This window comes from Microbispora sp. H11081, assembly GCF_012999535.1.
In the GTDB taxonomy this organism is placed as follows: domain Bacteria; phylum Actinomycetota; class Actinomycetes; order Streptosporangiales; family Streptosporangiaceae; genus Microbispora.
Map to the genome: position 1 here is coordinate 506,584 of NZ_JABBWV010000003.1, position 17,378 is coordinate 523,961.

The 17,378-nt window shown below is 72.1% G+C and carries 20 protein-coding genes; 9 read left to right on the plus strand and 11 right to left on the minus strand.

Features of this window, described 5'->3' with window-relative positions:
• Window positions 1–14 precede the first annotated feature (14 nt).
• Window positions 15–779: an SDR family NAD(P)-dependent oxidoreductase gene (locus HHX31_RS11920; RefSeq protein WP_169948124.1), complete on the minus strand. Its 765-nt coding sequence runs from the start codon at window positions 777–779 to the stop codon at window positions 15–17.
• Between the two features lie 54 nt (window positions 780–833).
• Here HHX31_RS11920 and HHX31_RS11925 point away from each other — a divergent pair, with 54 nt between their 5' ends.
• From HHX31_RS11925 to HHX31_RS11940, 4 genes are all read left to right on the plus strand, one after another.
• The gene (locus tag HHX31_RS11925; RefSeq protein ID WP_169948126.1) at window positions 834–1,181 is read left to right on the plus strand and encodes a helix-turn-helix transcriptional regulator; all 348 of its coding nucleotides are present in this window, start codon (window positions 834–836) and stop codon (window positions 1,179–1,181) included.
• An 87-nt stretch (window positions 1,182–1,268) separates the two neighbouring features.
• Window positions 1,269–2,075: an IclR family transcriptional regulator gene (locus HHX31_RS11930; protein ID WP_169948128.1), complete on the plus strand. Its 807-nt coding sequence runs from the start codon at window positions 1,269–1,271 to the stop codon at window positions 2,073–2,075.
• A 140-nt stretch (window positions 2,076–2,215) separates the two neighbouring features.
• Window positions 2,216–2,734 (plus strand): hypothetical protein, encoded by a 519-nt coding sequence (locus tag HHX31_RS11935; protein WP_169948130.1) that lies wholly within the window; start codon window positions 2,216–2,218, stop codon window positions 2,732–2,734.
• Window positions 2,735–2,828: 94 nt separating this feature from the next.
• Complete coding sequence (locus tag HHX31_RS11940; RefSeq protein WP_169948132.1) at window positions 2,829–3,683, plus strand: sulfotransferase; 855 nt, start codon at window positions 2,829–2,831, stop codon at window positions 3,681–3,683.
• An 18-nt stretch (window positions 3,684–3,701) separates the two neighbouring features.
• Here HHX31_RS11940 and HHX31_RS11945 read toward each other — a convergent pair whose 3' ends face one another.
• Window positions 3,702–3,899 carry a hypothetical protein gene (locus tag HHX31_RS11945; protein WP_169948134.1) on the minus strand — a complete coding sequence of 66 codons (198 nt, stop codon included), beginning with the start codon at window positions 3,897–3,899 and terminating at the stop codon, window positions 3,702–3,704.
• Window positions 3,900–4,004: 105 nt separating this feature from the next.
• On the opposite strand from HHX31_RS11945, the gene HHX31_RS11950 reads away from it, so the two are divergent.
• Entirely contained in the window at window positions 4,005–4,637 is a 633-nt protein-coding gene (locus HHX31_RS11950; protein WP_169948136.1) for a LysE family translocator, read from the plus strand.
• 51 nt (window positions 4,638–4,688) lie between these two features.
• Here the strand turns inward: HHX31_RS11950 and HHX31_RS11955 are convergent, their stop codons facing one another.
• Complete coding sequence (locus HHX31_RS11955) at window positions 4,689–6,068, minus strand: condensation domain-containing protein (RefSeq protein WP_169948138.1); 1,380 nt, start codon at window positions 6,066–6,068, stop codon at window positions 4,689–4,691.
• Window positions 6,062–6,337, minus strand: coding sequence for an acyl carrier protein (locus tag HHX31_RS11960; protein WP_169948140.1), 276 nt, complete (start codon window positions 6,335–6,337; stop codon window positions 6,062–6,064). Before HHX31_RS11960 ends, HHX31_RS11955 begins: the two co-directional genes overlap by 7 nt.
• A gap of 473 nt (window positions 6,338–6,810) precedes the next feature.
• On the opposite strand from HHX31_RS11960, the gene HHX31_RS11965 reads away from it, so the two are divergent.
• The gene (locus tag HHX31_RS11965) at window positions 6,811–7,698 is read left to right on the plus strand and encodes a DNA-3-methyladenine glycosylase (RefSeq protein ID WP_169948142.1); all 888 of its coding nucleotides are present in this window, start codon (window positions 6,811–6,813) and stop codon (window positions 7,696–7,698) included.
• A gap of 7 nt (window positions 7,699–7,705) precedes the next feature.
• Here HHX31_RS11965 and HHX31_RS11970 read toward each other — a convergent pair whose 3' ends face one another.
• Window positions 7,706–7,852, minus strand: a complete 147-nt coding sequence (locus HHX31_RS11970) for a hypothetical protein (RefSeq protein WP_169948145.1) — start codon at window positions 7,850–7,852, stop codon at window positions 7,706–7,708.
• A 161-nt stretch (window positions 7,853–8,013) separates the two neighbouring features.
• Between HHX31_RS11970 and HHX31_RS11975 the strand changes: the two genes are divergently transcribed.
• From HHX31_RS11975 to HHX31_RS11985, 3 genes are all read left to right on the plus strand, one after another.
• Window positions 8,014–9,270 (plus strand): serine hydrolase, encoded by a 1,257-nt coding sequence (locus HHX31_RS11975; RefSeq protein ID WP_169948147.1) that lies wholly within the window; start codon window positions 8,014–8,016, stop codon window positions 9,268–9,270.
• 106 nt (window positions 9,271–9,376) lie between these two features.
• Entirely contained in the window at window positions 9,377–10,057 is a 681-nt protein-coding gene (locus HHX31_RS11980; RefSeq protein ID WP_169948149.1) for a response regulator transcription factor, read from the plus strand.
• On the plus strand, window positions 10,054–11,169 hold the full coding sequence (locus HHX31_RS11985; protein WP_169948151.1) for a HAMP domain-containing sensor histidine kinase: 1,116 nt from the start codon (window positions 10,054–10,056) through the stop codon (window positions 11,167–11,169). Before HHX31_RS11980 ends, HHX31_RS11985 begins: the two co-directional genes overlap by 4 nt.
• Before the next feature lie 110 nt (window positions 11,170–11,279).
• Here HHX31_RS11985 and HHX31_RS11990 read toward each other — a convergent pair whose 3' ends face one another.
• Genes HHX31_RS11990 through HHX31_RS12015 form a run of 6 tightly spaced genes read right to left on the minus strand, consistent with a single transcriptional unit; the run spans window position 11,280 to window position 17,099 of the window.
• Window positions 11,280–12,476, minus strand: coding sequence for an LLM class flavin-dependent oxidoreductase (locus HHX31_RS11990; protein ID WP_169948153.1), 1,197 nt, complete (start codon window positions 12,474–12,476; stop codon window positions 11,280–11,282).
• A gap of 58 nt (window positions 12,477–12,534) precedes the next feature.
• On the minus strand, window positions 12,535–13,218 hold the full coding sequence (locus HHX31_RS11995; protein ID WP_169948155.1) for a class II aldolase/adducin family protein: 684 nt from the start codon (window positions 13,216–13,218) through the stop codon (window positions 12,535–12,537).
• Window positions 13,219–13,253: 35 nt separating this feature from the next.
• The gene (locus HHX31_RS12000) at window positions 13,254–14,120 is read right to left on the minus strand and encodes an ABC transporter permease (protein ID WP_169948157.1); all 867 of its coding nucleotides are present in this window, start codon (window positions 14,118–14,120) and stop codon (window positions 13,254–13,256) included.
• A gap of 14 nt (window positions 14,121–14,134) precedes the next feature.
• The gene (locus HHX31_RS12005) at window positions 14,135–14,950 is read right to left on the minus strand and encodes an ABC transporter ATP-binding protein (RefSeq protein ID WP_169948159.1); all 816 of its coding nucleotides are present in this window, start codon (window positions 14,948–14,950) and stop codon (window positions 14,135–14,137) included.
• A gap of 27 nt (window positions 14,951–14,977) precedes the next feature.
• Window positions 14,978–16,060, minus strand: a complete 1,083-nt coding sequence (locus HHX31_RS12010) for an ABC transporter substrate-binding protein (RefSeq protein ID WP_169948161.1) — start codon at window positions 16,058–16,060, stop codon at window positions 14,978–14,980.
• Window position 16,061: 1 nt separating this feature from the next.
• Window positions 16,062–17,099 (minus strand): ABC transporter substrate-binding protein, encoded by a 1,038-nt coding sequence (locus HHX31_RS12015; protein ID WP_169948163.1) that lies wholly within the window; start codon window positions 17,097–17,099, stop codon window positions 16,062–16,064.
• Window positions 17,100–17,378 lie beyond the last annotated feature (279 nt).

The following is a 17,378-nucleotide window of genomic DNA, read 5'->3' on the forward strand; positions in this document are numbered from 1 at the left end:
GGCGTCCGCCCGGGTCAGGTGAGCTCCAGACCGCCGTCCACGGTGAGGACCTGGCCGGTGAGCCAGGTCGCGGCGGGGTCGGCGAGTCGGAGGATCCACTCGGCCACCTCCCGGGGCTCACCACGCCTGCCGATGGGGATGCGGCGGGCCTCGTCCCGCTTGATCTGCTCGACGACGGACTCGGGGAGGCCGGCGGCGACGAGGGCTTCGCTCTCGGTCGGGCCGGGCGCCAGAGCGTTGACCCGGATCCCGTCCCCGGCCAGTTCCAGCGCCCAGCTTCGAGTGAGCTGTTCGATCGCGGCCTTCGACGCGGCGTAGTGGGCCCCGCCGGGCAGCGGCCGGTGACCGTACGTGCTCGAGATGTTGACGATCGACCCGCGCGTCTCGCGCAGGTGCGGCAGCGCCGCCCGGGCGAGCAGGCTGGGTGCGGTGACGTTGAGGTCGAACAGGTCGGTGACGCGCGCCGCCGTCGTCTCGGCCAACGGCATGATCGTGGTCGCGCCCGCGTTGTTGACCAGCACGTCCACCCGGCCCCAGCGGTCGGCGGCCGTGCGCACGATCGTCTCGGGCGCGTCGGCGGCGCGCAGGTCGGCGGCGAGCACGGCGACGCCCGGGTGCTGCCGGGCGGTCTCCTCAAGGGCGTGGGCGCGGCGGCCGACTCCGAGGACCTGTGCTCCCGCGCGGGCGAAGGCGAGGGCGGCGGCGCGTCCGATGCCCGAGCCCGCCCCGGTGACGACGACGACTCGGCCGGTGAAGATGCCGCCTGCTGGTCCGGTCAACGCGACTCCAGTTGTTCGATGTTCGTCAAACTACGAACAAGTTACCATTGGCCCATGAAGCAGGCGCACCACCCCGAACTGGACGAGATCTCCCTCACCGCGGTCATGGCGGCGCTGAGCGATCCGATCAGGGTGGGGCTGGTCCGGCTGCTGGCCGACGGGCGGGAGCATGGCTGGGGGGAGTTGCGGGCACCGGTCGCCAAGTCGACGCTCAGTCACCACCTGCGGGTCCTGCGCGACGCCGGGATCACGCGCACCCGTCAGGAGGGCACCCGCTGTTTCGTCGTGCTGCGCCGCGACGACCTGGAGACCAGGTTTCCCGGCCTGCTCGTCGCCGTGCTGGCCGCGGCCGAGTGCGACGGAGTCGGCGGCCAGGTGGGGCTGGCGGCTCACGCTGAGTAACCGCGTTCTTCCCGCACAGGCGGCGCGACGCGGCTAAGGTGACCGCTGGCCGGTCAAGATCTGGTTGGCGAGCGTCGCGGGGGGATCTTGTTCGTAGCGTCGGATCGCGTCCGTGGGCCCGAGGCGGCCTCCGCCCTCGGCAGCCTGGAGCGCGGGATCGAGATTCTCCTGTGCCTGGCCGCCGGCACGCGGCCGATGAACCTCACCCAGGTGCACCAGTCCACCGGGTTCTCCAAGACCACCACCCACCGCCTGCTCGCGACCCTGCAGCGGCGAGGGCTGGTCACGCGCACGGGCGGCGACTACACGGTCGGCGGACGCGTCGCCGACCTCGTGGCCCGGCGCGGCTGGGTGATCCAGGGCCGCCACCTGCCCGGCTCCCGCAGAGTGGTCCTGCCGCACCTGCTCCAGCTGTACGAGGCCACCCGGCAGACGGTCAACCTTGCCGTGCCGGACGGGTTCGAGGTGGCGTACGTCGAGCGGTTGTACGGGCACAACCGGGTGAAATCGCCGTCCGACGGCCTGGACCGGGCGCCGCTGCACTGCACGGCCGCGGGCAAGGTGCTGCTGGCCCACGACGCGGGCCTGCGTACGGCGTTCCTCGCCGCGCCGGCTCTGCGGCGGGTGACCGGCCGCACGGTGACGGGCCGTAAGGTGACCGGCCCGGCCGCGCTCGACCGCGAACTCGCCGCCATCCGCGGCGAGGGGGTGGGCTACGCGCGGGACGAGTTCGCCGAGGGCGTGTGCTGCGCCGCGGCGCCCGTCTTCGGCCCGGACGGCGGGGTGTGCATGGCCGTCGCGGTCGCGGCCCCGGCGGAAGCGGCGGCGCTGCCGCGCCTGGGCGCGGCCGTGCGCAGGACCGCCCGGCAGATCACCGGCGCGCTCAGCCTGTGACTCCCGATCTTCCGATTGGGGCCGGCGCGTCCGGGGAAGGCTCGACCAGGTCACGCATCGGGGCCCGCGCCGACGCCGCCACGGCGGAGACGCCCGGCCGCCGGTGCCACGGAACGGCACAGCCGTCGCGGGGGAGAGTCATGCGTCCAGGGCCGTACGCGTCCCGCCTGATCGGCCGGGCCTGCCTCGTCGTCATGCCGATGGCCTTGCTGCTCGCGGCGTGCGGGACGCCGCAGCCGCAGGTGCGGCGGGAACCCGCCGCCACGGATGCCGCCGCGCCGGCCACGGTCGCCGTGACGCCCTCGCCTGCTCCGTCGGTCGTCACGGCCGCGGCCGACCCGCGGGCGTGCCTGGACGCCGACTGCGAGGTGGCGGTCCGCCCGGGGGACCGGCTGCGGCTCGACCGGAAGGGCCTCGACGAGATCGAGGTCGTCGCGCTCGGCCCGGGTGGGGTGCGGCTGCGTTTCGAGGCGGGCGGAGGGGCCTACCGCGTCGAGGGCGACAACGCCGGAGTCAGCCAGGAGTGCGTCAACGGCCGCTGTCACACCGACGGCGCGCTGACGCTGGCCCTGGGACGGCCCGGCAGGATCGGCGACATCGGCCTCCGGCTCACGAGCGTGTCGCCCGACCACGCCGTTCTGGTCCTGTCGCCGGCGTGACCGCGACCGGCGCGCCCGGCTCGGCTGTCTCGACTTCGGAAATCCCCAGCCTCCGTTAACCGCGAGGCCACCACGCCTCCCTACGGTCGCGGCCATGGCATGGAAGAGCAGGGTCAACGCCGCCGTCGAAGGGATGACCGGTTACGTCATCACGCGAGCCCGGCCGCGGGCCGTACCCGCCGCGGAACCGAGAGACGCGCCGCGCCCGCCCGCCGATCCCGCCGCCGACCGCCTGCTGCGCGCGCCCGTCTTCGTGCTCTCACCGGTCAGGTCCGGCTCCACGCTCCTGCGCGTGCTGCTGAACAGCCACAGCAGGATCCACGCGCCGCACGAACTGCACGTCCGGCGGGTCGCCGTGACCCTCACCACCGATCCCGTACGGCAGGCCATGGAGGCGGCCGGCCACCGCCCGAGCGACATCGAGCACATCCTGTGGGACCGCCTGCTGCACCGGGAACTGGTCAGGAGCGGCAAGGACGTCATCGTGGACAAGACGCCCAGCAACGTGTTCGCCTACCGCCGCATCATGACGTGCTGGCCGGATGCCCGGTTCGTCTTCCTGCTGCGCCATCCCGCGTCGATCGCCAGGTCCTGGCACGAGGCCGACCCGAAGGCGCGGCCCATGGACGAGGCCGTACGGCACACGCTGCAGTACATGCGCCACCTGGAGGAGGCCAGGCGCCGGCACGAAGGGATCGACGTCAGGTACGAGCGGCTCGTCGACGACACGGAGGGCGAGCTGCGGCGGATCTGCGCCTGGCTGGGGGTCGAGTACGAGCCGGAGATGGTCCGGTACGGCGACAAGGACCACGGCGACTTCGTGAAGGGCATCGGCGACTGGCGCGACAAGATCCGGAGCGGGCGGGTCCAGCCTGGCCGCCCGCTGCCCGTTCCCGAGGACGTGCCAGAGGCCCTGCGAGAGATCGCGGCCGCCTGGCGCTACCTATGAGCTCCGCTCACCGTCCGCTCACCAGTGGAACCAGTGGATGCGACGGCAACCGGTGCATACGAAGCACGTGGCGTCGCGGTTGGCCCAGTCGAGATTCATAAACGTCATGCCCGTGGTCTGCAGCTTCCAGCGGTGCCGCTCGAACAGCTCGTTCTCGCACGTGTCGCATTTCAGGTTGCGGCCGTCCGCCAGCCTTACCGGCAGTGGTTCGTCCATGTTTTGATGCTAAACCGCGGTTCATTTTGGCGGCCTGCCGAGAGAATCCCCGGTGACCGGAATCCCCGATGTGCGGGATGCGGGCGTGGGCTACGGTGACCGATCGTGGACATTTACGGGGCGATCGCATCGTTCGCCGTCATCGTGGCATTCCTCACGCTCACGCCGGGTCTGGACACCGCCCTGATCCTGCGTACGTCGCTGCTCGCCGGCCGGAGGCCGGCCTGGGCCGTGGCGCTCGGCATCCAGGCGGGCACCCTGCTGTGGGGCCTGGTCACGGCCACCGGCCTGTCCGCGCTCCTCACCGCCTCCCAGGTGGCGTACGAGGTGCTGCGGTGGGCGGGCGTCGCGTACCTGATCTGGATGGGCGGCAGGATGCTCTGGCACAGCCGCGACAGCCGGGCGGACGACGCGGCGCAGCCCGGCCCGGCGGACGCCGGGTGGGGAGCGGCGTTTCGGCGGGGCCTGCTGACCAACCTGCTCAACCCGAAGGTGGGCGCCTTCTACGTCGCGGTGCTGCCCCAGTTCATGCCCGAGGGCGTGCCGCACGCGGTGATGGGCGTGCTCCTGGCGGGCGTCCACGGGTGCCAGGGGCTCGTGTGGAGCGCCGTGCTCATCGGGTTCACCGGCATGGTGCGCGGCTGGCTGCGCAGGCCCGTGGTCAAGCGCGCCCTGGACCGGCTCACCGGCCTCGTCGTCATCGGCTTCGGCCTGCGCCTGGCGGTCCAGCAGCCCTGACCTCCCACCTCGAATCGAGGGGCCTCAGCCCCAGCCATCACCCTGGGAGCTCTAGGTCGGGCTCCCGGCGTACGGGCCGATCCCGCACACCTTGGGGATGGCGGCCATCGGGACGTCCTCGGTGAGCGAGCGGACCAGCAGGGCCTCGACGCCGCGCAGCATCGCCTCGGCGACATCCCTGGGCAGGTACGCGGTGTCCACGATGAGGGTGAGCTTCCCGGTGTCGGGGGCCGAGACGACCGTGAAGAACGCCTTGAAACGGACACCCGGCCAGGCGTTCGTGACGTACGTCCGGGTCTGCCCGACAAGGCGGGCCACGTCCTCGTCAGAGCCGACGGGGGGCAGGCCCGGCCAGGTGCCGGTGGTCCGCCTGTCGTTGAAGAACGCGTCGAGGTCCGGCTCGCGGCCGCGGCGGCGGCCGATCTCCTCCCGCATGGCCTGCATCTCGAACGGGTCGTAGTGCGCGTTGCGGTACGCCCTGAGCGCCCCTCGCTGCGCGGCGCGGCAGGCGGCGGCGAAGTCCGTGCCCGGCAGGTCGAGCACGAACAGGCCGTCCTGTTCCACGGTGCCGACCATCGCGCGGGTGCGCGGGTCGCGGCGGTTGCTGTGCACGAGTTGCATGACCGCGCGCGGGCGGCCGCTCACCGTGGCCAGCACGGTGGCGCAGGCCGCGAGCAGCACGCTGGTGGTGCTCATCGTCCAGCGCTCCGCCAGTCGCTGCGCCGCGACGGCGAGCGCCGTCGACTCCATGCCGACCTCGATGAACCGGGGGTCGTCGGCCTCGCGCGGCGGATGGTCGAACACGTCGAGCGGCCCGTCCGCCAGCACTGAGTGCCAGTATCGGACCGACTTGGCCGAGCGGGCGGGGTACGGCTCCTCGCGCTCCGCGGCGGCCTGGTCCATCGGCTGCCACTCGACGGGCGGCGGTTTCTCGCCGCGCATCAGGATCTTCCAGTCCTCCGAGAGAGTGTTCAGCGCCTGGAAGTCCACCGCGAGGTGGGAGAAAGCCAGTGCCAGCGCCGTCGGGCGGCCGTTCTTCAGTACGACGGCGCAGCGCAGCGGCAGGTCCTTGTCGTGGACGAAGGCCGTCCGGCCCAGCTCGTCCGCGACCCGTTCGGCGACCCGCAGCGCCCGGTCCTGTCCCGACTCCACCATGTCCACGGTCAGCTCGCCGTCGCGGGCGACCCGCTGCACCGGCCCGTCCGGGGTCGAGGCGAAGGTCGTACGCAGGCTCTCGTGGCGTTCGAGCAGCACGCGCAGCGCGTCCAGGACGCTGCCGAGGTCGCGCCTGCCGTACACCGGGAGCACCCACGGGCAGCTCAGGAAGGTCTGGCTGTCGCCCATCAGGTGGATCGCCCGCCACATCAGCCGCTGTCCCCAGGTCAGCGGCGCCTCTCCGTCCCGTGCTCCGCTGAACGTCACCGTCACCATGCGCGTGTCGTCTCTCGGACGGCCTGGGCCCGGGCCACCAGGGCGGACAGGGTGCCGACGTCCTCGAAGGAGGCCGGCTCGTCGCTCAGGTCCATCTCGACGCCGAAGTCGTCCTCGATCGCGTCGATGAGCCGGATTCGGGCCGGCGAGGTGAGGCCGAGCGCCGACAGCGTGTGGCCGGCGGCGAGCACCTCCTCGACGGTGATCTCGCCGTCCGACACCTCTGAGATCAACTGGGCCAGCCGGCGTGTGTACTCCTCAGCCGTCACGCCACACCCTCCTCTCGTACGACCGCGTCCCGGGACGACCGCGGGGCGGCAGGCCGGTCGCGACCGTCTCGGCGTGGTCGCGAGGCTCCGGTCCCGTGCCCTCCGAACCCGTGCCCTCCGAACTCGTGGTCCGCCGGTCGTCAGGAGCACGCAAGCCGACGGTGGCCGGGCGGGGTGATCCCGCCTCCACGCGCCATCCTCGCCTTGAGTAACCGAAAAGTTTCGTCACGACGGCCTGCTCCGCGATCGGCACAGAAATGCCAGTTAGTCCGGTTTATGGTCACGGGGAAAATCCCATACTCCCGAAGAATAGGCAACAACGGTGGTATGGCGACAGTGAAAACCGAAAGTCGTTCACCGAAAGCTTTCGGCTGACAGGGTCCCGGCTCGCGGCGCGTCGGCGAGGCGGGACGGCGGGCCGGGCCACCCCGCCGGAAGATCGTCTGTCGGTCTCCGCTCATACGATGAGGCCCATGACCAGGCACGGTTTCACCCTCACGGCACGCGGTCCTTTCGACTTCGGCGCCACCTTGCGCTTCACCGAGGGCTGGCCGGTCACCGGCGGGCTGCCCGCCGACGGGCGGGCGCTGCGCTTCGCCTACTGCGCGGAGTCCGACTGGCTGCCGATCGGCGTGACCGTGACCGCCGCGCCCGACGGGGTCGCCGTCGCCACGACCAGGGCCGCCGGCCCGGCGATCCGCGAGGAGGTGGCGCGCATCCTCTCCCTCGACGTGGACGGCTCCGGCTTCGCCGAGATCGGCGAGGCCGACCCGGTGCTCGGCGACCTGTGGCGGAAGAGCCCCGGGCTGCGCCCGCTGTGCTTCTGGAGCCCCTGGGAGGCGGCCTGCTGGGCGGTCATCGTGCAGCGCTCGTCGATGCTCGTCGCCGCCCGGATCAAACAGCGCATCGCGGAGCGGTACGGCGCGCGGGTGCTCGTGGACGGGGAGCCGTACGCCGCCTTCCCCCCGCCCGTGACCCTGCTGGAGGCGGACGGGCTCGGCCTGCCCGCGCAGAAGGAGGAGTGGCTGCGTGGGCTGGCCCGCGCGGCGCTCGACGGCGTGCTCACCACCGAGCACCTGCGGGCGCTCGACCCCCTGGAGGCGCTGGCCGAGCTTCGCGCGCTGCCCGGCGTGGGGCCGTTCTCTGCCGGTCTGATCCTCATCCGCGGCGCGGGCGCGCCGGACGCGTTTCCGGGCGACGAGCCCCGCCTGTTCGCGATCCTGCGCGAGGCGTACGGCCTGCCGCAGGACGCTCCGCCCGCCGCGTACCGGAAGGTGGCCGAGGCGTGGCGGCCCTACCGCTCCTGGGCCTCCTTCCTGTTCCGGGCATCCGGGTACGGCGGCCTCGGCGACGGGCGGTGAACGGCGGCTACGCCGTCGGCGCCTTCGAGGACACGTCCACCACGACGATCCCGGCGAGGACGTCGTGCAGGACCAGATTGTCGATAAGGAAGGCGGCGAAACGATGGCGCCGGGCGGCGGTCGTCCATGTCGTCGCCTGGGGGGCGGTTGTCATGGCCGCAAGAACGACGCACCCACGCGGCACGGGGATTCGGCATATCCCGGACGTATCGAAAACCGCATACGCCACCGCGACAGCCCCGCGTCTTCGATGAGGGCGTGAACCGGCGCGCACCACCGCCGGCGCCGGATTCGTCGACCGAGGAAGGCTCTGACATGGACCTGAGTTCGAGAGGTGGCGTGGACCGGCGGCGGCTGGTCAAGTGGGGCGGGCTGGCGGCCGCCGGGCTCGTGGCGGCCGGCGGGCCGCTGGCGAGCGCCGGGGCCGGCCACGCCGCCCCGACTCCCACCGGCTCGCCCCGCCGCGACCGGATCCCGCGGGACACCCTGCCCGGCGGCGCCTACGACCGGTACGTGGCACGCCTGGCCGCCGAGCGCGGGTTCTCGGGTGTGGTGATGCTGTCGCACCAGGGCCGTACGGTGCTGTCCCGCAGCTATGGCATGGCGGACAGGGAGAAGGGGATTCGCAATCACGAGGGCACCGCGTTCAGCCTCAGCTCGGCCGGAAAGCCGTTCCACGCGGTGGCGATTCTGCAACTGGCGCAGCGCGGCAGGGTGCGGCTGTCCGACCCGCTGGGCGAGCACCTGACGGGTCTCGACCCGGAGGTCGCCAGGCGGGTGACCATCCACCACCTGCTGTCCGGCACCTCCGGGCTGGACAGTCCGGCCGAGGACGTGCAACGCGTCTTCCAGAGCCGGGCGGAGGTGAGCGACCACTACCTGCGGCGGGCCCGGCAGGCGAAGCTGGTGGGTGTCCCCGGCGTTCCCACCACCACCCACCAGGAGGCCGAGGCCGTCATTCCCGGGCTGATCGTGGAGGTCGTGACCGGCACGACGTACTGGGACTACGTCGAGGAGAAGATCTTCAGGCGCTGCGGCATGACCGGCTCGGCGTTCTACACCAGGCCGCAGTGGCTCACCGACAGGCGCATCGCGCATCCGTACATGACGCTGGACGACGGCAGCCAGGTGGACGCCGTCCGCAACCTGGACAAAAGCAGCCCGGACCCGTGGGTACTCGGCAAGAATCCGGGCCGCGCCTTCATCGACGCCCCGGGGGACGGCGGCTTCGCCACCGCTCCGGATCTGGTCAGGTTCGCGCGGGCGCTGGGTGACGGCACGCTGCTGGACCGGCCCTGGGCCGACGTGCTCACCGCGGCCAAGATCCCCCACGGACCGAGGTCGTTCGGCTCGTACGGGATCCCGATCAGCATCGTCGAAGGTCAGTGGATGTTCCAGCGTGCCGGTGGCAATCCGGGTGTCGTCGCCAACTGGAGCATCTACCCGGACACCGGCTGGGTCGGCGTCATCCTCGGCAACAGCGACTCCGAGGGCGTGTCGCTGCAGTACGTGATCGAGCGGGAGACGCAGGCCGTCACCGGGGCTTCGCCCGGCGGGGGGTCGGGCGGCTGAGCGGTGGTGCGCGCGTGTCCGCATACCCCGGCGACGCGTGTCCGCATACCCCTGCGACGGGTGTTCGCATACCCCGGCGATATGCGGTGCTGCTTAGGCTGCGGACATGCGCGTACTCATCGTGGAGGACGAGCCCTACCTGGCCGAGGCCGTCCGTGACGGTCTGCGGCTGGAGGCGATCGCCGCCGACATCGCGGGCGACGGCGACGCCGCACTGGAACTGCTCGGCGTCAACTCCTACGACCTCGCGATCCTCGACCGCGACATCCCCGGCCCTTCCGGGGACGAGGTCGCCCGGCACATCGTCGCCTCCGGAAGCGGCATCCCGATCCTCATGCTCACCGCGGCCGACCGGATCGACGACAAGGTCTCCGGGTTCGAACTCGGCGCGGACGACTACCTCACCAAGCCGTTCGACCTGCGCGAACTCGTCATGCGTCTGCGGGCGCTGGACCGCAGACGCGGGCACGCCCGGCCCCCGGTCGTCGAGATCGCGGGCCTCAGGCTGGACCCCTTCCGCCGCGAGGTCTTCCGGGACGGGCGCTACGTCGCGCTCACCCGCAAGCAGTTCGCCGTGCTCGAAGTGCTCATGACCGCCGCCGGTGGTGTCGTCAGCGCCGAGGAACTGCTGGAGCGGGCCTGGGACGGGAACGCCGACCCCTTCACCAACGCCGTACGGATCACCGTCTCCGCACTGCGCAAGCGGCTCGGCGAGCCGTGGCTCATCGCCACGGTGCCCGGCGTCGGCTACCGGGTCGACACCGGCAGGGACACCGCCCGCCCATGAACAGGCGCGTCGGGCTCAGTGTCCGGCTGAAACTCACCCTCAGCTACGCCGGATTCCTCATGCTCGCCGGCGTTCTGCTGCTGGCCGTGGTCTGGGTGTTCCTGCTGCGCTACGTGCCCGAGGGCGCGGTCATGACCACCGCGCCCAGAGGCGACGGGCCCTGGACGCCGCCCCCGCGGATGGCGCCCAACCGCACCGACCTGCAGCGCGCCTTCGTCCCCCGCGCGGCCCAGGCGCTGTCCGTTCTGCTGGCGTTCGGCCTGCTGGGCGGATGGATCCTCGCCGGCCGGATGCTCGCGCCGCTCACCCAGATCATGGACGCCACCCGGAGAACCGCGAACGGGTCGCTGTCCCACCGGATCCGCATGAGTGGCCGCCAGGACGAGTTCCGTGAGCTGTCCGACGCGTTCGACACCATGCTCGAACGCGTCGAGTCCCACGTCGCGGAGCAGCGGAGGTTCGCCGCGAACGCCTCACACGAACTGCGCACCCCGCTGGCGATCTCGCGGGCGCTCCTCGACGTCGCCCGTGAGGATCCCACCCGGGGCGGGGACGACCTCGTCGAACGCCTGCACACCGTCAACCAGCGGGCGATCGACCTCACCGAGGCACTGCTGCTGCTCAGCCGCGGCGACCGGGGAAACCTCACCCGCGAGAGCGTCGACCTCTCCCTCGTCGCGGAGGAGGCGGCCGAGACCCTGCTTCCCCTCGCGGAGCAGCGCCGGATCACGCTGGACGTCACCGGCGGGGCGGCCAGGACCAGCGGCTCCGCCGAGCTTCTGCTGCGGATGGCGACGAACCTCGTCCAGAACGCCATCGTTCACAACCTCCCCGCCGGCGGCGCGGTGACGGTCCACACCGAGACGCGGGACGGGACGAGCGTGCTGCGGGTCGAGAACACCGGCCCCAGGCTGCCACCGGAACTGCTGCCGACCCTCACAGAACCCTTCCGGCGCGGCACGGACCGCGTACGCGCCGGAGAACACGCGGGCGTCGGTCTCGGGCTGGCCATCGTGCGCAGCATCGTCCGCGCCCACGACGGGACCCTCGACCTCGTCGCGCGCCCCGGCGGCGGTCTCCTCGTCACGGTGCGGCTCCCCGGCACGCCGTAGGCGCGGCATAAAGCGCCGGGAAGCGACACGAAGCGCCAGGAAGCGACACGAAGTGCCGGGAAGCCGGTCCGCGAGCCGGTCGCGCCGCGGATCCCGGCCCCTGAGCCGGGTCAGCCCGCGGCGACGAGCGAGGAGGCGCCGGCCGGTGCCGGCTCGGCGGTCCGCGGCCGGGTGTAGCCCGCGGGCCGCAGCGGGCCGGGGTCGTCGTGCGTCACCGGCAGCAACGGCATCACCTGCTCGCCGAACCGGTACGTCTCCTCCAGCAGCGGATTGCCGGAGACGATGAACGAGTCGATCCCGATGGCGTGATACTCGCGGATGCGCGCGGCGACCGACTCGGGGCTGCCGACCAGCGCGATGCCGGGCCCGCCCCTGATCAGGCCGAAGCCCGACCACACGTTGGGATAGACCTCGAGCTCCTGCGCGAAGCGCGGCTTGACGCCGTTGTGGAAGGCGAGCTGCCGCGCCTGCCCTACGGACTCCTGCTTCGCCGACTCGGCCTGCACCCGCGCGACGACGCCGTCGTCCACGTGGTCGAGCATCTCCTGCGCCGCCGCCCAGGCCTGTTCGTCGGTGTCCCTGACGATCAGGTTCAGCCGGATCCCGAAACGGATCGAGCGGCCGTGCCTCGCGGCCCTGGCGCGCACGTCCGCGATCAGCTCCGCGGTCTCGGCGGGCGGCTCGCCCCAGGTGAGGTAGTTGTCGATGTGCTTGGCCGCGACGTCGCGGGCGATCGGCGAGGCGCCGCCGAACCACAGCGGCGGGTACGGATCCTGCCGGGACAGGAACGCCGCCTCCGCTCCCCGAATCTTGAGGTGCTTGCCGTCGAAGTCGACGCGTTCCCCGCGCATGAGCGCCCGGTAGACGGTGAGGAACTCGTCGGTGTGCTCGTACCGCTCCTCGTGCTTGAGGTGCACCCCGGCGGCTTCGAGCCCGGTGTGCCCGCTGACGACGTTGAGGATGACCCGGCCGCCGGAGTTCTGGTCGAGCGTCGTCGCGAGCTTCACCAGCGACGTCGGCGTGTACGTCGAGGGGTGCACCGCGATCACGAACTTCATCCTGCGGGTGGTCGGCACCAGCGAGGCCGCCGTGATCCAGGGGTCCATGCCGGCGGTCGGCTGGGTGGCCAGGAGCGCGCCGTAGAAGCCGTTGACGTCGATCGACTTCGCCCACGCCTGGACGTACTCGAAGTCGACGGGCCGCTTCCACTTGGGATCCCACGGGTATCTGCCGTCGCCGGCGACCAGGTACCAGAGGATCTCCAGCCGGCGCTCGGGGAGCGGCGGGAGCAGGTCGGTCTCGGTCATCGCTGCGCTCCGTCGGTCGTGCTCGTGCTCGTGCTCGTGGTCATGCTCGTGTCGGCGCTCATGGGACGATCGGCTTCGATCCGCCCAGGGCCGCGGCGTGGATCTCCAGGGTGGCCGCCTCCTCGATGGTGGCGACGAGGCGGGCGGTGCTCATCGGGCCGTCGTCGAAGGCGAGCAGCCCGTGGTTGGCGAGCAGGACGGCCTTGGTGGCGGGGTGCTCGGCGAGCAGCCCGGCGATGGACGCGCCGAGCTCGCCGGTGTTGCGGGTGCGGTACGGCGCGCAGGGGATGTCGACGGTCTGCCCGCGGTTGACGAGCGGCTCGTAGTGCGGCGGAATCGGCCGGTGGGCCAGGGCGAACGCGGTGGCGTACGTCGAGTGCGTGTGGATGACGGCGTTCACCCCCGGACGGGTGTAGGCGAGGGTGTGCATCTGGAGCACCTGCCGTACGCCGGGGCCGAGCCTGCCCGCGACCAGGTCGCCGTCCAGCGTGATCACCCCGAAGTCCTGCTCGCCGATGTCGGCGGGCAGCCCCTTCGCGTTGATCAGCAGGTGGCCGGGGGAGTCGGGCAGCCGGACGCTCGCGTTCGCCGAGTACGGGTTGCGCAGCGCGCCCAGCTGGTGCAGCACGCGCACCGCCCGGACGAGCTCGGCGCGCACGGCCGCGTCGGCCGGGGTCAGCGCGAGCTCACCGGCCTTCAGCCACTCGCCCTCGCGTACGGGGCCGGTCAGGGTCGAGGTCATCGGGTCTTCCTTCGTGTCGCGGGTCGGGCGGGGAGTCAGTCGTGGGTGCGGGTCGCGCCGAAGTGCCAGTGCAGGACCCGGCGCTCGACGAACAGGAACGCGGAGTTGAGCGCGTAGCCGAGCATCGCGATGGTGGCCGCGCCGACGATCAGGTCGGTCACCTGGAAGCTCTGCTGCTGGATCATCAGGAGGTGTCCGAGGCCGTCGTTGCCGGCGATCATGCCGACGACGACCGAGATCACCAGTGAGGCGGCGAGCGCCGAGCGGAGCCCCACGAAGATGGCGGGCGCGGCGGCCGGGATCACGATCTCGGCCATCGTCTGCCGCCAGGTCAGCCCGAACGTGCGCGCGGTGTCCATCATGGTGCGGTGCGTGGAGCCCGCGCCCGAGTAGGCGTTGAGCAGGATGTGGAAGAACGCCGCCAGGGCGACCACGCTGATCTTCATCGCGTCGTCGATGCCCAGGTAGAGGATCAGCAGGGGGATCACCGCCGAGATCGGCATCGGCCGCAGCAGCTCCAGCGGTGGTTCCAGCAGCACGTAGACGAACCGCACGCGGGCCATGAGCACCCCGATCACCACGGCCAGCACGGCGGCGACGCCATAGCCGATCAGCATCGTGCGCAGCGTCTGCAGGGTCGCCGTCAGCAGCGGCCCGCCGAGTATCTGGCTCCACCACTGGGCGGCGACGTCGGTGACGGTGGCGTATCTGGGCGACGGGTTCGCCGTGGCGTAGCGCTGCCAGGCGATCAGGGCCGCGGCGAACACGAGCCAGCCGAAGAGCCTGCTGCGCAGCGCGCGCAGGAACCAGGGGCGGCGCTTCGGTCTCGCCGGCGTGGCGGCGTCGGGGGCCGCCGGGAGTGGTACGGCGGCGGCCCTCGTCACTGTGGGGTTTGTGGTCATCGGCCGGAGTCCTCTCAGTCCAGGACCAGCTGCAGCAGTTCGCGCCGGTGGTGCAGGAACTCCGGCAGCTCCCGCGTGGTCACCTGGCCGCGCGGGCGGGGCAGGTCCGTCCGTACGTCCGCCAGCACGCCGCGTCCTTCCGGGTGCAGCACCACGACCCGGTCGGCGAGGTAGACCGCCTCGTCGATGTCGTGGGTCACGAACACCACGGTCAGGCCCTCCTCCGCCCAGGCGTGCAGGAGGACGTCCTGCAGCTTGGCGCGGCTCAGGGCGTCCACGCCGCTGAACGCCTCGTCCATGAACAGCAACTGGGGCCGCGCGGCGAGCGCGCGGGCGATGGCCGCCCGCTGCTGCATGCCGCCGGAGAGCTCCCACGGGTACCGGTCGGCCGCGTGGGCGAGGCCCACCAGGCCGAGGTAGTGGGCCACCAGTTCGTCGTGACCGCCCTCGGCCGGCTCGTACGCGTGCCGCAGCCCGAACCGGACGTTGCCCGCGACCGTCTTCCACGGCAGCAGCGACTGGGCGTAGTCCTGGAAGACGCAGCGCGCCTGCCGGGGCGGCCCGTCGATCGGCTGCCCGGCCACCCGGATCTCTCCCGCCGTGGCCGGGAGCAGACCGCTGAGCAGCCGGAGCAGCGTGGACTTCCCGCATCCCGACCGCCCGACGAGGGCGACGAACTCCCCGGCGGCGATGTCCAGGGACAGCCCGCGCAGGGCGGTCACCTCCCGCCGGCGGGTGCGGTACGTCTTCGCGACGTCGTCGGCCGTCAGCAGGCTCCCGGTGCTTCCGGTCGGGCCGCGTACGGCCGAGAGTGCGGCTGATGTCGCCATCGAGGCTCCCGGCGTTGGTGGGGATGGTCAGGGGTTGGCGTCCGTGGCGGTGGGCCACAGGTGGGGCGTGAGGTCGAAGGGCTTCTTCAGCGCGCCGAACCGCGCGCCCGTCTCGATCCACTTGTTCTGGGCGGCGACGTCGAACGGGCCGGCGAGCTCTCCGCTGGTCGCCGCGGACGCCTTGTCCAGCGCGCCGGGATACTTGTCCTCCAGCGTGGCGACGTCCGCCCCGCCGTGCTTGACCAGCAGGGCGTTCTGGTCGCGCGGGGTGGCCGACTGGAACGCCGCCACGCCCTTCCGTACGGCCCGCACGAAGCGCTTGACGAGGTCGGGGTGGGCCTCGGCGTAGGAGCGCAGCGCGCCGTAGCCGGACGTCGCGGCGCCCTCGGGCACGCCGGAGTCGAAGGTGCCGGCCACCGTGAGGCCGTACTGCGCCTCCCACGCGGTGACGTACGCGCCGCTGGTGGCCGCGGCGTCGATGGTGCCCTGGGCGACCAGGCCGCCCGAGGTGGTGCGGTCCTGCACGGTGGTGTACTTCGGGCCGTTCGGGTCGAGGCCCTGGTCCGCGAGCCACTTCTTGATCTGCACGGTGGTGAGCGCCTGCGCCGGCACCCCGAGCTTCTTGCCCGCGAGGTCCTTCGCCGAGGTGATGCCGCTGCCCGGCTTCGTCACGATGACGTTGACCGGCTTCCCGGGCTTCAACGCGTTGGCGGGGTTGATGATCGTCAGTTTGAAGCCCTGCTCGATCGCGGACGCCCAGGCGAACATGTCGGCCCACGCGATGTCGATGGAGCCGCCCTCGGTGGCCGCGACGAGCGCGGGGCCGCCGCCGAGCGTCACCAGCTCGACCTTGATGCGCTCCTTGTCGAAGAACCCGTTCTCGATCGCGGAGTAGACCCCGGGGGGCGAGCCCGCGATGACGCCCACGCGGACGGTGTCCACGGGCTGCCCGTCGGCCCCGGTCTCCGAGGACGCCGCCGACGTGCCGCAGGCGGTCAGCAGCACGGCGACGGCGGCGGCCGCCGCGGGGAGCAGCGGGCGGCGGAGGCGTGCGCCACCGGTGGGCCCGGCCGGGGAGCCGTGGTCACCGGAGGGGGAAGTGCTGGTCACGTCATGGCCTTTCTGATGACAGCCGCTCGTACGCGAGACGCATGGGCTGGGGGTCGATCCAGGAGTCGAGGTCGAAGTCGGCGCTCAGGAAGCCGTGGCGCAGCAGGAACGCCTTCTGGACGCGCAGCAGGTCCACCCGCTCGTCGTCCAGCGTGGGGTGGAGAGTGCGGTGGAAGCCCTCCCGGTAGGCCAGGAGCACGCCCTCCGCGCCCGACCCGGTCTCGGCCGCCAGCACCTCGCGCAGGCCGTCCGGGTCGCCGGCCGCCCAGTCGGCCGCGCGCAGCGTCTCGACCAGGAACTCGACCACCAGCTCGGGGCGCGATCGCAGCAGGTCCTCGTGCACCGTGATGGGCCGCGGGGTTCCGTTGTTGACCCTGGCCCGCCGCCAGGGCACGGCGTCGAGGTCGACGCCGACCACCGCGCCGCGGGCGCGCGCGGCCTCCAGCGCCGCGGCTCCCTTGACGTAGACCGCGTCGACGCGTCCGGCGGCCAGCTCGTCCAGCTCGCGGAACCGCGGCGCGGCGCGTTCCTCGCGGACGCGGCCAGGGGGGATGACCGGGTCGATCGGCACCTCGGCGAACTCCACGTCGTCGAGCGTCAGGCCGGCGAGCCCGAGCGCGCCCTTGAAGCCGTGGAGCGCCATGGCGCGGGCGTGGCTGGTGTCCCTCGTCGCGGCCCAGCCGGGGACGGCGATCCGCGCGCCGCGCAGGTCGGCCGGCGAGCTGATCGCCGAGTCCGGGCGGACCACGATGGACTGCCCCTCGTCGATCCAGGTGAGCCCGACCAGGCGGGTCCTCGCGCCCTCGGCCCGCGCCGCGATGGCGGGCACGTTGCCCCCTTCGCGGATCAGGCCGACGAGGTCGTGGTCGTAGTGGTGCCGGGCGATCTCCAGTGGCGCGTCCTGGAGGATGCCGACCTCGACGCCCAGGTCCGCGTACCGGGTGGCCAGCCGGCCGAGCGCGTAGGCGAGCCCGCCGGCCGTCGGCACCGGACAGCGGGTGAACCAGATCGTGTCCACGGACTCGGCCGTCGCGGGCATGCTCCGCCCCTTTCCACGCCATATCGGCATGTTTCCTAGTAACTCTGTAGGAATAGTAGGAGAAGTCCGTGATCTGGGCAAGTGAGTGTTTGGTACTGGGACGTATGTGACGGGGGCTCGCCCGGCCGCCACCTGGGCGGACAGTGCCGCGACATGCCCCGATATCACGTGAAACCACGGTGAAAGCGGTTTTCCCTACCTTGACCTTGATCAGCATCGACGACCTTGATCAGCATTGATGCCGCCCGCGGGCGGCTTCCAAGTCGCCCGTGAGGTGAA